Raw genomic sequence first — 14,880 nt, 5'->3', positions numbered from 1 at the left:
ATAAAATTTTGGATTTAATCGTAAAATATTGGAACTCTTGAGTGTGCAAGAGGCATTTTTTTGCCTGTGATAATGGTGGGTTTGAAAAGTATTGTTGAAATAAGGGAGGTTATCTATTGAATGATGAACACCTTTAGTTTTTTTAGGATAGCTTTTGCTTATCTATCAGTCATAGCTGAATCTGTTTCTTGAATCAAAGTTGCTTGTACTTGAATGTATAAAGTTTTATTTGTAAAATCTAAAACACTACTATCGTGGCTAACAATCATTACAGCGGCATTCTTTGCATAATTTTGTAGGTAAAGATAAATTTCTTTTTGTGTTTGTTTGTCAATATGTGCGGTGGGCTCATCAAGAATCAATAAGCGGGGTTTGGAGACTATAGCACGTGCAATTAACACCCTTTGACGTTGCCCACCACTCAAATCACCAATTTTTTTATGGCTTAGATGAGCGATGCCTAATTCATTAAGAATTTCCATTGCTTCCTTTTTGTAAGCTGCTAGTGAATTTCCAAAGATATGAGGACGCAAAAATCCCATTAGCACTACATCTAGTACTTCAATTAAGAAATTCTTATTATGTGTTGTTTCTTGGGGTACATAGCCTAAAAATTGAGGGTTAAAGGACTTCTTCCCATCATATAAAATACTTCCTTCTGTCGCTGTAGATAATCCAACAATAATTTTACATAGAGTGCTTTTTCCACCACCATTAGGGCCAATGATAGCCAAAAAATCTCCACAATTCACGCTAAAAGATACATTGTCTAATACTTTTTGTGTGTCATAGCAAAAAGAGATATGTTGACATTCTAAAAGCGGTTTATGTGCATTCATTGAATAGTTATTCCTTGAATTTGTTGCGGAGAAAATAAATTTTTAATGCCCAATATTCTATCTTTTAGTAACATATTGGTGTCAATATTGGGTAATTCCTGCCCTAAATATAAATCACTAATCAAACTACCTCCAATTACAAATCGCCCCTCTTTTTGATTTTCATCAAGTGTTCTTAATCCCCAAATGCTATGCAGCACAACTGCTTTACCTTCATATTCTCCAAGATAAAGCATAATATGTCCCTTTAGCCATATTAAACTGCCCCAAGCAAGACCATTTTGAATAATCATAGATTCTTTTTGGGTAGGTTCTATTTGAGAAAGAGAAATAAAATCCCCCGTTAGATTTTTTGTTGTTGCCTGTGCGGCTGAATTACGCGGTAACCATATCCCAAAAGTTCCAAAAATGTCGCGCAAGAATGCAGAGCAATCGCGATTTTCAAATAATCCGCCCCAGCCATATTTCTGTCCCAAAAGTTGTTGTGTAACGGATTCTATATTTTTTGCATTCCATCTCAAAGGAAAGGGTGCAAAAATCTCTTTTGGTGCAGAAATTTTATGCCAATCTAATTCTTTTTTAAAATTTGCTGTCGGGATAAGCAGGGTATATTGCTTAGCATTAGGTATGATTTTGGGTGTAAGAAAGATTTTACCAATTCTTGTTTTGTCAATAAAATATTTATCTTTGCTATAAAGAGGGATTTCTTCTTGCAATGAAACGAGGAGCTTCCCTTGTTTTATTACATTTTGGTCTTTTTTAGACACAAATGCAACTGTACTGGAATGTACCCATCCACCCACGAAAGAACTTTCTACAAAAAACCACTGTTTATCCGCTGAAGTGTGGATAATTAAAATAGGCGTGAGTGCGTAGGCTGAAGAATTTTGCCAATGGTCGAAGGGGTAACCCTCTCCCGCGATATTTGAATCTAAGAATCTGGGTTTGAAAGTTGGCATGAGTCTCAAGGAGGTATCCTGGATTAAGATTCCCGCTTGGAATGTGTTGGGATAATTTTGTGCGTTAATATTTGCATTCAATGTGTTAATGAAATGTGTTGAATTGGGTAAATTATTTTCGCCAAAACCCGCGTCTTTTTGTGCAATTAAGCTTGGGAAAAGTAAATCTTTTTTGGTATGAAAGGGTTTTTTGCGATTCCATACTTCAAACATTCTTGTGCGATAATCTGAAGCTAATTCTTGTTGTGCCTTTGCACTTAACTCCCAATTTAGATTTTTTAAAAAAAGGCGAACCTCTTGAGGGTAATGCTTAATATCTCCCAAATTTTCTTGTTGTGGAGTAAGGGTGGACTCTTTAGAAGAGCAACCAAACATTAAAAATACAAAGAAAAATGGAATAAAAATAATAAATTTCATCTCTGTCCTTTATAGTCGTAGCAAAAACATATACAATCCAACACCTGAAAAAATGCTTAAAAGAGGGTTTTTGAATATCAAAAAACTGCCCATTACAAGCAAAATAGATAAAATTTCCTTGTAAGCAAAATAATATGAAAAATCTGCATCTTTAAGACTATAAAATAATAAAAGTGTCAAAATAGCTAAAGGCATATTTTTTTGCAGATATTCTAAAATACCACCATTCTTAAAGTTACGAAATAATAAAAAGGGTAAAACACGTGTTAGGTAGGTTGCAAAAGTAGCACAAAATATCGCAATAACTAAATACAGAATTTCACTCATTTGGCATTCTTTCTAAAATATTCAATACTTAATAATATTATAATTGTGATAAATATAGAATACAAAAGTATATGTTGATTAGGGAGTAAAAAAATTCCTGCACACCCAACAATGGAGGCAACATAAAAAGGAAGTTTGTTGGAAGTTTTAAGCAAAAGCGAGAGTGTTAGCACAACAAAAAGAGCACTCAAGGAGAATTCAACACCTTCCCAGCCAAAATCCATACTTTTACCTATAAAAATTCCAATTGTAGAGCCAAGAATCCAATAAAGATAATCCAAAATAGCAACCCAAAAAAAGCTTCTTTCTCTCTCTTCTGGCGAAAAATCACTATTTTTAATGATAGCGTAAGTTTCATCTGTAAGGCAAAAAATGATGATATGCTTTTTCCAAAAAGAGAAATTTTTTACATCTTGAAGTAACGAAATCCCATAAAAAATATGGCGAAAATTGAGCAAAAAGGTATAAAATGCAATTTCTAAATAACCTGCTTTTGTAGCAAGCAAGGAGACAAGCAAAAATTGTCCTGCTCCCGCGTAAACAAAAATTGCAATCAAAACACCATAATACCATTCGTATTCAAGTGTCGTTGCAAATAGAATACCATATGCCGCACCTAAGGGAATATAGCCCATCAACACAGGAATTGTTTTTAAGAAAATCGAAAGATTCACAATGCACCTTATTCATTGCGTAAAACAATAAGAGGGTCAACCTCTGTTGCTTTTTTTGCGGGATAAAATGATGAAAAAAGCACAACAGCAATACTACCAAAAAGAATCATCAAAAAGTCACTCATTGATAAGTCTAGTGGTAAATTTGTACTACCATAAACATCGGCTGGAAGGGAGATAATTGGAAAATTTGCAAGTATCCATAGTAAAATGGCAGCCAAAATTAAACCCAGCATAATTCCGCTTATTCCAATGAGTGCCCCAACGCGGAAGAATGCAGAACGAATCTCTTTTTTTGTTGCTCCTAGTGTCAATAAAAGTGCAATCTCTTTACGCCTATTCATTACAGTCATCAATAAAGAAGTGATGATATTTAACGAGGCAATGAGAATAATTAGCATCAACACGATAAATAGTGCATGTTTTTCCAGCTCTATTGCGGCAAAAAAGTTCCCATTTTGTTCCCACCAACCAATCACACGGTAGCCCTCTGGTAAAAATTCCTGAATTTTTTGTTTATCTTGCATTGCATCATTTGTCTGGATTCTTACGCCATCATATAAGCCTTGAGGTGTTTTTTTAACTAATCTTAATGCTTCAATGTTTGTGAAAACATAACCTTTATCATAAGCATTTAAGCCTGAATCAAAGAAGTTTCTTATCTTAAAACGTTTCATTGTAGGTGTAAAATTCAAACCATTAGGTTGTAGATGGGTAAAAATTAACATTAAAGATGAATCAATTTCTAACTCAAAATTCCTTGCAAGCCCCTTTCCTACGAGAATATCAAAAGTATTTTCCATTATTCTTCCCTGTTTCTCCCCTTCTTTTAGTGCATTATCAATTACGCTATTTAAATGCCGTTCGCGTTCAAAATCTACACCAAAAACAACTGCCCCTTCCATAAAATTTCCTACTTTAGAAATGGCTTGTGAACGCAAATAAGGGCTAAACTTCAGATGCGGAAAATTCTGTTCTAATTGTTTGAGTAAACTTTCAGAAACACCCAAATAAAGACTCGGATAAATTGTTAGGGGGTAATTCATTGTAAAAAGTTTACGTTTAAATTCTTTATCAAATCCATTCATAATTGCCATAGCCACAATGAGTACCATCACACCCACAGCAACACCCAAGAATGCAAGAATTGCTGTAATGGAGATAAAGGGTTGATTCTTATCAAATCTTAAATAACGTCTAACTAAAAAATTAACGATGCTTTTTGTCATTGATTTTCCTTTTTAAATATCTCCCCACTTAAGGGAGAAAATTGTTTTTGCCAATCTATTTGCATAGGGTTTGAAACTTGAGAACCTTTTTTGAGATAGGTATGACAGGTTATACACTCCTGTAATGCTTCATGAGCAGGCGTTTTGATGGAATAGATTTTTTGGGTGGAATGACAGGCAAAGCAATCATTACCACATGATTCTTGCCCCATATTGATTGTTGCAAGTTTTTCATCAGTATGACAGGTTTTACATTCAGCCATCATTTTGTGTCGTACATCATACTTTAAGTCAAGTGTTGTGTGGCAACTTTTACAATCTCCCGTGCAAGGGTATATAACGCCTAAGAATAATAGAAAAATAATGCTATATTTCATGGCTTGACTCTTCGCGGAATATCTTTATTTAAATGCGTTAAAATAACATAAGGAATTGTCTTGAATGCTTTTGCCCATTCTCGCACATCATTAAAAATACAAATTTCGTCTTGAGTGCTTAAGATACTTAGAGTATCCATCGACATCCGTCCAATAATCTTTTCCCCATTTGCTGCACATAATCCTTCATTGCCTATGCAACGGAATAACCCATCACCATAACCAACATCATAGCTACTAATGGTTGAATTGTATTCTAAGACACCTTGTCCGCCATAGCCTACACGGTCACCTTTTTTTAAAGCTTTAGAACAAATTTTTCGTGCATACAAGGATAACACAGGCTTAAAATCCATATCTGATAGCAAAGGCGAAGTGCTTAAATAGCCATAAGCTACAATTCCAAAACGGATTAAATCACCTTGAATCTCTGTGCTTCTTAATGCTCCACTAGAGCTTAGGGCGTGGAATCTTGGCATAGGCAAATGATGCATGTGAACCCATTCTTGAATTTCTGCTTGAATTTTGTTAAAACGTTGTTTTTGTGTATAGAATTCACTACCTAAGTCATCGCCAAAACCATTATGTGCCATCACACCTTTAAGGTTTAAAGAATGTTTTTTAATGAGGTTAAGTGCCTCTATTACTTCGGATTCACAAAGACCATTTCGATTCATGCCAATATTGATTTTTAACTCAATATTTGTATTTTTAGGTAAAGTGGCGAGTTGTTCTAATGAGTGCATAACAAAGTTAATATTTTCACCTAAGGGTGCATAATCACCATAAAAAATCGTTATTTGAGAAAAGAGATGAGCGATTTTTTGTGCTTCTTCTGCATTTTTTACAAAAACAGAGGTGATCCCCGCTTCTTTTGCAAGATTTGCGATAATCTCTAAGCCATGTCCATAGGCATTATCTTTGATAACCAAGCCAACTTTTTGTTTGGAAAATTTCGTTTGCAAAAGGGAAATGTTAAAAAAAAACGCTTTTTTGTCAATGAGAATGTATGCCATCATATTCCTTATTTTTGTCTCTTTCAGTAACAATTATACCGCATATAAGATTAAGTTTGAAAATTCTCAAAAAATTAAGCTTGATTTTTTATTGAATGTTTTACAATCACAATATAAATTAGAGTTATCAATGTGAAAAAATTTTTATTTTACTCAGAATAAATGCCTCTGTTCAAGTTTGAGGTTTTTTGTAAGGATTTTCAATGTCTGCATTTTTATTTGTTTCATCTCGTTTGGACGAATATTGTTTACCCCATTCATTGCAATGCCTAAGCCCTCGCGAATTAGAATCTTTAGATTCTAGCCAAGAACCTTTTATTGTTTCTAATGTCCCTACACAACACGCTTATATTCTTGCACCAGAGGTTAATTTTTACCTCCAGCACACAAAGAATGCAGATGCTAAAAATATTGAGATTCTTTATCGAGCGAGGGAAATGAGTTTTGATAATTTAGAATCAGATAAACAACTTCAAGTTCCTCCATCGTTGTTTGTTTTAGGGGAAGGGGAGGAAGCGAGTGATTTCTGTCTTTATGCTAACCAAAATGGTTTTGATTCTGTACTTTTAGAACCCTCTAAGGTGCTTTCTGTTCAAGGGCAGTTAGGTTCGTTTTCTCTTCTTTTTAGTGATGAGACGACAAGGCAATATGGACAGGGTGTCCTCTTTGTGGATGTTTTGGATTTATTGCGTTACAAAGGAATTGAGAGTGCTGCTGATTTTGATGATGCACAAGCTTTGCTCCAAACACTAAAGGAACGTGTGCAGGGATTTTATTATCATGATATCATCCATTTTGATACAGCACATTGTCAGTATGAGAATCGGCGTGAAAAATGTTGTTGTGCATGTGCAGAGGCTTGTCCAACGCTTGGGATTTTTAATGATGATGAGGAGAAAAAATTATATTTTTCCAATATCGATTGTGTGGAATGCGGAGTGTGTCTTTCTGTGTGCCCAACAGGTTCGATTGAATTTAATGAGTTTCCGCGTGAGTTGTTTTTTAATATTCTTAAGCTTTATCGTGATGTTAAAATTTTACTTATTGATGAGGAATCTTTTGATGCCTTAGATAGTCATTCTTTTACCTTTGATGAATCCATTTTGCCTTTGGTGGTGCATCAAATTAATGCCCTTAATCCTCTCTATCTGTTAAGCTGTATTCAAGAAAGCGGTTGCAGTATTGCCATTTATAAAGAGAGTCCAACGCAGCTTCTTAAAGATTCCATCGAGATTGTGAATACTCTTACGCAGAGGGCATATTATGAACAAGGTATCTATCTTGTGGATAGCCCTACTGCCTTACAGCAAACCACAGAGCGATTGCGGGGTATTGAGGGAGCTAGGTATTTTTATGCCCATCGTAAAACCGAACATAATCGTGCCATTTTTGCAGAAAGAATGCGTTATTTGATTAAAGATAAGAATCTTGGACACCTTCCTTCTTATCAGCATTTTCGCTATGGCGAGATTCATCTGAAAGAAGGCTGCACCCTATGTTTAAGTTGTGTTGGGGCATGTAATGTTGGTGCGTTGAGTGCAAATGAACAGAATTACACCTTAATTTTTAATCCTTCTCTATGCACGACCTGTGAATATTGTCTGCTTTCGTGTCCTGAAAATGTGATGATTTTAGAAAGAAATGGGATTCCTTTAAATGAAACTTGGTTTAATGAACGCATTCTTGCCAAAGATGAGCCTTTTAAGTGTGTCGAATGTGGAACGGCATTTGCAACAACGCAATCTATTAGTAAAGTCTATGATATGCTTGCCCCAAAGTTTGGAAATGATGAGCAAAAAATACGCACTCTTTTGTGTTGTCCTGATTGTAAGGTGCGGATTATGACTAAAGGAATGCTATGAAGCAACTAAGACAAATGCAGTTTCAAGATAATAATCTTGGAAATATTGATATTTCGCGTTGTTTATACTATGATTTTTTTTCGAGACTTTTTTTATACGATTTGCTTGATGAAAGCTATAATCAATTTACTTCTATCTTAGAATTAATGGTCCAAGCACCTTTAGATGAAGATTTATCAGAATCCTATACGTGCTTGTTGACATTCTTGCAACAAAAAAGTCTTAGTGAATTTAAACAGGAATATACAGACTTATTTATCCTTTCCCCACATTCTAAGCAGGTACATTTGATTTTGTCTCATTATGCAGAGGGAAATGTTGCAGGAAGTATACTTTTAGATATCCGACAGTTTTTTCGTAAACTACCCGTTCGTATGAACACAGATTTTTGTAAAGAAAGTGAGGAGCATTTTGGATTCTTGATGTTGTTGATGGGGTATATCATTGCACATAAAGATGAAATAGAAGAATCTTTGCAAGTTGAGCTGTTCTCCTCATTTATTGCACCTTTTGGATTTGAAATTGCCCATAGTCTTCAGCAAAGCGAACATTCATTTTATATGAATCTTGGAAAAATTTTAGAAGTTTTTATCGCGTTTGAGGAAGATTTTTTAAAATTAAAGCTTTGAGGTTTTTCGCTCTAAGGTTTCAAGGAAGCCTTAGAGGGGGGATACCCCAACGATCCTAAAGAAAGGGGATAATTAATGAAGAAACAAGATTCAACAAGAAGAGAGTTTCTGAAGAAAGCTGCTAAAGGTTCTGTAACAATTGCTGCGGGTGCGGCTATTTTAACAGGCTGTTCAGGAGAGAGGCTTTCGCATTTAAGTAATAAGAAATCCAAAAAAACGGAGGTTTTATATCAAAAATCTCCACATTGGGAACTTTATTATTCGGTTGCAAAGTAGGTGTTTTTATGTAGAGAATCAGTAAATTTAATAAGATTCTTATAAAAAAAGTTTGCGATTCGTCGCTTAGTATTTATAGTGAAAGGAAAGAGTATGCGAGAAAAAACAAATCGTAGTCATCGCCGTGCTTTTTTGAAAATGTCTGCCCTTGCTGGTGTGCTTGGCACAACGCAGCTTTTTGGTGCGGAGGATTCTAAAGCATTGCGTCCTGCAAATAAACAGGAGCTAAAAGAACGTTATCCAAATGCACAAAAAATCAAAACCATCTGTACTCATTGCTCTGTTGGTTGTGGTATTGTTGCGGAGGTTGTTGATGGTGTGTGGGTGAGACAAGAGGTTGCACAAGATCACCCTGTTTCTCAAGGTGGGCATTGTTGTAAAGGTGCAGATATGATTGACCGTGCTCATAGTGAAACACGTTTGCGTTATCCGCTAGAAAAAGTGGGTGGAAAATGGGAACGTATTAATTGGGAGCAGGCATTTGATAAAGTTGGTAGCCAACTCAAGAATATTCGTGAGAAATACGGACCAGATAGCGTTATGTTTATCGGTTCTGCAAAAGTCAGCAATGAACAGAGTTATTATATCCGTAAATTTGCTGCATTGTTTGGTACAAACAATATCGACCATCAAGCTAGAATTTGACACTCACCAACAGTCGCCGGTGTGGCGAATACATTTGGGTATGGTGGAATGTCAAACCATCTTGGTGATATGCAGTTTTCAAAGTATATTTTGATTATCGGAGCAAATCCAGCGGTTAATCACCCTGTCGGTATGGTGCATATTTTGCGTGCTAAAGAAAAAGGTGCAAAACTTGTTTGTATTGACCCACATTTCAGCAAAACTGCCGCAAAATGTGATGAATTTCATAGAATCCGCAGTGGAACAGATGTGGCATTTGCATATGGCTTAATTAATCATATTGCTAAGAATAATCTTGCAGATATTCCTTATCTAAAGGAGCGTGTGTACGGTTATGAGGAGATTTTTAAAGAAGCAGAAAATTATCCTTTAGAAGAAGTTGCAAACATTACAGGTATTCCAGCTAAAGATCTTGCACACATCGCTGAAGAAATGGCTTCTGCTAAACCTGCTAGTTTGATTTGGAATCAAGGGCAAACACAGCACACAACAGGAACAAACAATACTAGGATTCTTCCTATTTTGCAATTAGTAATGGGTAATATTGGAAAAGTTGGTGGTGGTGTGAATATTTTGCGTGGGCATGATAATGTGCAAGGTGCAAGTGATATGGGGAATCTTTCTGATACATTACCGGGCTATTATGGCTTAGGTGAAGGACCTTGGAAACATTTCTGTAAGCATTGGGATATCGAGTATGATTGGATGCTTTCGCGTTTTAAAAGTAAGGCATTAATGGAGAAAACCGGTTATGCACTTTCAACTTGGCGTTTTGGTGTGATCGATGAGGAGAATTTTGCAAATAATGGTGATACGGCACTTAAAGCACTTGTTGTGATCGGGAATGGAATTTCAACAACTTCTGTGCTTGACGCGACAAAAGAAGCATTAGATAAGCTAGAGTTAGTCGTGTTTATTGATCCTTATGTGAATGATGCGGCTGTTATTACAGATAGAACGGATAATTTATTCTTGCTTCCAGCTGCCTCTCAAATGGAAAGTAGCGGTTCTGTTGCAGCTACAAATCGTGCTTATCAGTGGCGTTATAAAGTAATGAATCCTTTGTTTGAATGCAAAGAAGATCATGATATTCTTTTTGGTCTGGCAGATAAGCTTGGATTCAAGGAGGAATTCCAACGCTCTTTATATCGTATTGCAAAAAGCGAGGGACGTGATGAATTTATTTGGCCAGACGATGCTACTACAGAAATGTGTCAATCTATTCGTTCTATTGCCTTGCAGGGTATGAGTGCAAAACGTTTAAAAGATCAATGCGATAATTGGCATATGTTTGATAAAATTACCCTTGAAGGGCTTGGTGATATGAAAGGTTCTTTTTATGGACTTCCATGGCCTTGTTGGAGCGAGAAACATCCTGGAACTCCTATAATGTATGATGATACTATTCCAGTAATGGAAGGAGGAATGGGATTCCGTGTTAATTGGGGGACAGAAGCACCAGATGGCACAAGTCTTCTTAGTGAACGTACTCTACCAAATGCACAAGTTGGAGGGCATCCAGCGATTACGGCTGCAAATATTGAATCTGTGCTTGGAGTGACTCTTAGCGATGAAGAAAGGGCAGCGGTTGAAGGCACAACTTTTGCGACAGGTACGACAAATATTCTTGTTGATAAAGCACTTGAAGCAGGACTTTGTCCTTATGGGAATGGAAAAGCACGTATGGTAGTATGGCAGTGGTATGACAAAATGCCAAAACACCGTGAACCCTTGCATTCTATCCGCCAAGATCTTGTGGGTAAATACCCAACATTTCCAGACAAAAAGGATCACTTCCGTGCAAATGTGCGTTATGAAAGTGAACAAAACCATGATTGGCTAAAAGATTATCCGCTTAACCTATTGACTGGACGTCTTGTTGCACATATGGGAACAGGAACAGAGACAAGAAGTGCTAAATATCTTGCTGAGATTTATCACACTATGTTTGTGGAAATTCATCCTAATACTGCCTTTAAATTGGGTATTAATGATGGTGATAATTGCTGGGTGTATGGCGTTAAGGGGACTAAAATTTTTGTTAAAGCAAAGCATTCGTTCCGCGTTGATGAAGGAAGTGTATTCTTGCCTCAAAATTTTTCGGGTGTATACAGTGGTAAAAGCTTACTTGACCGCTATCCAGAAGGTACAAAACCCTATGCAATTGGTGAAGCTGCAAGTTTAGTTGTCGGCTATGGCTATGATTACAACACTGCTTGTCCAGAGACAAAAAGCGGATTGTGTCGCGTTGAGAAAGCATAGGAGGGAATATGGAAGAAATGAATACAAAAGCCACTATTGGAGGCTTAACGATAGAATCTCAAGCAAGAATTAAATTCTATTGTGATACAAATCGTTGTATTGATTGTCATGGTTGTGATGTGGCTTGTAAAGAAGCCCATCAACTCCCAGTTGGCGTTAATCGTCGTCGTGTTGTTACCCTCAATGAGGGAGTTGTTGGACAGGAAGCCTCTGTAAGTATTGCATGTATGCACTGTTCTGATGCACCTTGTGCACAGGTTTGTCCTGTTGACTGCTTTTATATCCGTGAAGATGGCGTTGTTTTGCATGATAAAAAGATTTGTATTGGTTGTGGATATTGTCTTTATGCATGTCCTTTCGGTGCTCCACAATTCCCAAAAACAGGGGTATTTGGTGCAAGAGGTACAATGGATAAATGTACATTTTGTGCTGGAGGACCAGAAGAGACTCATAGCGATGAAGAATATCGCCTTTATGGGCAGAATCGTATTGCTGAAGGAAAAGTTCCTATGTGTGCAAGTATGTGTAGCACAAAAGCACTTTTAGCAGGTAGTGGTGAAGAAGTCAGCAATATTATTACACAACGTGCACAAACAAGGGGGACAAATATCTCTGTGGCAATTCCGAATGTTTGGAAAACAGCCTATAATGATTAAGGAGGGGTGATGAAAAAACTTTTAACAACCCTACCTTTAGGATTAGCTCTTTTGTTTGCTGAATCAACGACTCAAGGAAATGAGGAGGTTTATGTCGACAAGACAAATTACGATATCTATGGTCTAAAACAAGTTGAGGCGATTCGTGATTGGGGGCTTGGAGATGGTACAGGTTGGGGAGAATTATTTACTTTTTTGCAAGCAAATTATTTCTCTTCCATATTCTTGGCAATTATCATTTGTGTTCCTTTGGCATTCTTAGGGCATTATATTTTGATTGGGCAAAGAAAATTCCAGCATGGAAAGAGTATTAAGGTTTTTAGTTCTTATAATATTTTTGTCCATTGGTTTACTGCCATTCCGTTTGTGATGATTTGTTTAACTGGCTTGGTGATGGTCTTTGGAGATAAATTAGGTGGGGGAAATTTTGTTAAGTTTGCACGCGATGTTCATGCGATTGCAACTTGTATCTTTGCTCCTTTCGGGATTTTAATGTTTTTAATGTGGTTTAAGGATTCTTTGCCGCGTACTTATGACATTAAATGGTTTATGATTATGGGTGGGTATCTCAGTAAAGAGAATCGCCCAATTCCTGCAGGAAAATTTAATGCAGGACAAAAAATGTGGTTTTGGGTTGCGACTTTAGGTGGTGCTTGTATGGTGATTTCAGGTGCATTCTTGTTTTTTCAGGCAAGTGATTTGGATACCTTACGTGTGTTAGCTATTGTGCATAATGTTGTTGGTTTTATTATTATTGCTTTACTGATTACCCATATTTATATGTCTGTATTTGCAATTGAGGGAGCCTTAGGATCGATTCTCAATGGTAATATGGGTGAAGAGGAAATTGCAATTTTGCATAGTTATTACTATGAAGAAATAAAAAAATTAGGAAAAGTGTGAGTAAAGTATTCTTAAAAGATTTATCAATTAAACATATCTGCAAGAATCAATGCTTCATACAGAATGATCAGGTTATCGCTGAGGAAAGAGTTGCTTTTTATCTTAATGGTACAAAGCTTCTTTCGGTGATGACAATCCCTTATGAACAAGATGCCCATTTATTGGGCTTCTTGATTGCTGAAGGTGTGATTTCTGATTTAAATGAAGTAGAGGATTTACGCATTTCTGATGATGGCTTAAGCGTTTTTTTGGATGCAGATATTGATGAGGACGCTCTCAATCAGCTTTTTGTGGAAAAAACCTTGACTTCTGGTTGTTGCGTTGGTGTGAGTGGGAATTTAGATACACATTCTTCTAGTATTCTTCGAAAGCGTTATATTGATTCGTCTTACATTATTTCGTTGGATTTTATTGAACAGCAAATGCGTGAGTTTCAGCGACCCACTCCCTTGTTTGAGGCAAGTGGTTGTGTGCATAAAGCTATGCTTATTCTTCCGGAAATAAGCCTTGTGAGCGAGGATATTGGACGTCATAATGCTATTGATAAGGTTATGGGTAAGGCGTATCTGCAAAAGTTAGATACGGCGAATTCTGTGCTTTTTGTGAGCGGAAGACTTTCTTTAGAAATGGTGGTTAAGGCTGTAATGCATCGTGTTCCTATTATTATTTCAAAGGCTGCAGCAACTTTTCAGGGTATTCAAGCGGCTGAAGAGTTAGGTATTACCCTTATTGGTTTTGCACGTGGAGAACGATATAATATCTACACGCACTCTGAAAGAATACAAATGTAATATATATATATATATATAAATATTATTCGTCAGCAGTCATATCTTTTTATTGTTGCTCTAAGCTGAAAAATCTACCGATTAACAATTTCGTATCATAGTCAAGATTTTTAGCCGTTAACTAACTAAAGTATTGTGGAGTTTTTTCATAACTGCTTCCCTTTGCGGAGATAAAATCTCTTGTTACTCTTCCCGTTGTAGCGATTCTTATACCTAATATTTCTCCATTATTCTGAAAGGTAGCATATAACAAATATCTGTATCTAATCTTTTGTAGAGAATTTCACTTTTTGATATCCCCTTCCCATCACTTTGGGTTATGGGTGTAAAAGAAAGTAAGAATGAATATTATTTAAAGAAACTTAATGTAGATTTTAATAGTGCAAATATTCCTTTTAAAAATATAGACGAGATTTTAGAATTTTATCCTAGTATTGCACAAAACTACGATAAACGCGTATTAACAAAGAATAACTCTATCATCTACGCTAAACAAATCAATGGACATTTTATAGCGATTGAGGAGGTTAAACAAGGTAGAAATAAATTAAAACTTGTAACAGCATGGAAACAAAATGGAAATATTAATAATGAAGTATTGTATAAAAATGCTAAGGCATTCCCCAGTCAAAGCAAAGATAGCAAAGACAAAGTGGCGAGTGCAACGCACAACCTTGACCAAATTCAAGGCGGGACTTCCCACAATCAAAGCCTTAGCAAAATAGATTATACCGCAGATTCGTTAAATTTGCAAGATTTCACAGCAAAATATGCGAAGTTTAAAGAACAGCTTTTTACTGAAGTAAGACAAAGCTTTGAAAACGAAATAAAACAAAGTGCGGAAATGAGCGAATTCTATCTACAAAGACTTTTAAACTCTAGCGATGATGAGTTTTTTGATAATTTAGAGTTTAAACCCTTAAAAGAGCATTTTAGTGTATCTTTAGAAAAGAAAATCAATGATGCAATCATACAAGAAAATAGAAATGAATTTTTAAAAGATATACAAGCAAACATCTCT

The 14,880-nt window shown here is 36.1% G+C and carries 15 protein-coding genes; 8 read left to right on the top strand and 7 right to left on the bottom strand.

Annotated features, from left to right (window positions below; translation table 11 throughout):
* Positions 1–158: 158 nt before the first annotated feature.
* From CCZ01_RS04485 to CCZ01_RS04455, 7 genes are read right to left on the bottom strand one after another with little or no spacing between them, the layout of a single operon-like run.
* The gene (locus CCZ01_RS04485) at positions 159–839 is read right to left on the bottom strand and encodes a metal ABC transporter ATP-binding protein (RefSeq protein WP_112052036.1); all 681 of its coding nucleotides are present in this window, start codon (positions 837–839) and stop codon (positions 159–161) included.
* Positions 836–2,215 carry a C40 family peptidase gene (locus tag CCZ01_RS04480; RefSeq protein ID WP_112052035.1) on the bottom strand — a complete coding sequence of 460 codons (1,380 nt, stop codon included), beginning with the start codon at positions 2,213–2,215 and terminating at the stop codon, positions 836–838. Before CCZ01_RS04480 ends, CCZ01_RS04485 begins: the two co-directional genes overlap by 4 nt.
* A gap of 9 nt (positions 2,216–2,224) precedes the next feature.
* The gene (locus tag CCZ01_RS04475) at positions 2,225–2,542 is read right to left on the bottom strand and encodes a branched-chain amino acid transporter permease (RefSeq protein WP_112052034.1); all 318 of its coding nucleotides are present in this window, start codon (positions 2,540–2,542) and stop codon (positions 2,225–2,227) included.
* Positions 2,539–3,216, bottom strand: coding sequence for an AzlC family ABC transporter permease (locus CCZ01_RS04470; protein WP_112052033.1), 678 nt, complete (start codon positions 3,214–3,216; stop codon positions 2,539–2,541). The genes CCZ01_RS04475 and CCZ01_RS04470 overlap by 4 nt, the downstream gene beginning before the upstream one ends.
* 8 nt (positions 3,217–3,224) lie before the next feature.
* Positions 3,225–4,445, bottom strand: coding sequence for an ABC transporter permease (locus CCZ01_RS04465; RefSeq protein WP_112052032.1), 1,221 nt, complete (start codon positions 4,443–4,445; stop codon positions 3,225–3,227).
* Complete coding sequence (locus CCZ01_RS04460; RefSeq protein WP_181566313.1) at positions 4,442–4,822, bottom strand: hypothetical protein; 381 nt, start codon at positions 4,820–4,822, stop codon at positions 4,442–4,444. The genes CCZ01_RS04465 and CCZ01_RS04460 overlap by 4 nt, the downstream gene beginning before the upstream one ends.
* The gene (locus tag CCZ01_RS04455) at positions 4,819–5,841 is read right to left on the bottom strand and encodes an alanine racemase (RefSeq protein WP_112052031.1); all 1,023 of its coding nucleotides are present in this window, start codon (positions 5,839–5,841) and stop codon (positions 4,819–4,821) included. Before CCZ01_RS04455 ends, CCZ01_RS04460 begins: the two co-directional genes overlap by 4 nt.
* Positions 5,842–6,041: 200 nt before the next feature.
* On the opposite strand from CCZ01_RS04455, the gene CCZ01_RS04450 reads away from it, so the two are divergent.
* The 8 genes from CCZ01_RS04450 to CCZ01_RS04410 all read left to right on the top strand — a co-directional run.
* The gene (locus tag CCZ01_RS04450; protein ID WP_112052030.1) at positions 6,042–7,700 is read left to right on the top strand and encodes a (4Fe-4S)-binding protein; all 1,659 of its coding nucleotides are present in this window, start codon (positions 6,042–6,044) and stop codon (positions 7,698–7,700) included.
* On the top strand, positions 7,697–8,329 hold the full coding sequence (locus CCZ01_RS04445) for a TorD/DmsD family molecular chaperone (RefSeq protein WP_112052029.1): 633 nt from the start codon (positions 7,697–7,699) through the stop codon (positions 8,327–8,329). Before CCZ01_RS04450 ends, CCZ01_RS04445 begins: the two co-directional genes overlap by 4 nt.
* Before the next feature lie 75 nt (positions 8,330–8,404).
* The gene (locus CCZ01_RS04440) at positions 8,405–8,605 is read left to right on the top strand and encodes a twin-arginine translocation signal domain-containing protein (RefSeq protein ID WP_112052028.1); all 201 of its coding nucleotides are present in this window, start codon (positions 8,405–8,407) and stop codon (positions 8,603–8,605) included.
* A gap of 93 nt (positions 8,606–8,698) precedes the next feature.
* The gene (locus CCZ01_RS04435; RefSeq protein WP_112052027.1) at positions 8,699–11,512 is read left to right on the top strand and encodes a molybdopterin-dependent oxidoreductase; all 2,814 of its coding nucleotides are present in this window, start codon (positions 8,699–8,701) and stop codon (positions 11,510–11,512) included.
* A 17-nt stretch (positions 11,513–11,529) separates the two neighbouring features.
* Positions 11,530–12,168 carry a formate dehydrogenase FDH3 subunit beta gene (fdh3B, locus tag CCZ01_RS04430; protein ID WP_112052092.1) on the top strand — a complete coding sequence of 213 codons (639 nt, stop codon included), beginning with the start codon at positions 11,530–11,532 and terminating at the stop codon, positions 12,166–12,168.
* 9 nt (positions 12,169–12,177) lie between these two features.
* Positions 12,178–13,071, top strand: a complete 894-nt coding sequence (locus tag CCZ01_RS04425) for a formate dehydrogenase subunit gamma (protein ID WP_112052026.1) — start codon at positions 12,178–12,180, stop codon at positions 13,069–13,071.
* On the top strand, positions 13,068–13,862 hold the full coding sequence (gene fdhD / locus CCZ01_RS04420; protein ID WP_112052025.1) for a formate dehydrogenase accessory sulfurtransferase FdhD: 795 nt from the start codon (positions 13,068–13,070) through the stop codon (positions 13,860–13,862). The genes CCZ01_RS04425 and fdhD overlap by 4 nt, the downstream gene beginning before the upstream one ends.
* Positions 13,863–14,178: 316 nt before the next feature.
* Positions 14,179–14,880 (top strand): PBECR3 domain-containing polyvalent protein (locus tag CCZ01_RS04410; protein ID WP_458692856.1); only part of this gene is annotated, 702 nt, incomplete at its 3' end.

This window comes from Helicobacter monodelphidis (assembly GCF_003288845.1).
GTDB lineage: Bacteria > Campylobacterota > Campylobacteria > Campylobacterales > Helicobacteraceae > NHYN01.
The sequence above is the reverse complement of the archived record's forward strand: the minus strand, read 5'-3'. Positions and strand labels throughout refer to the sequence as shown.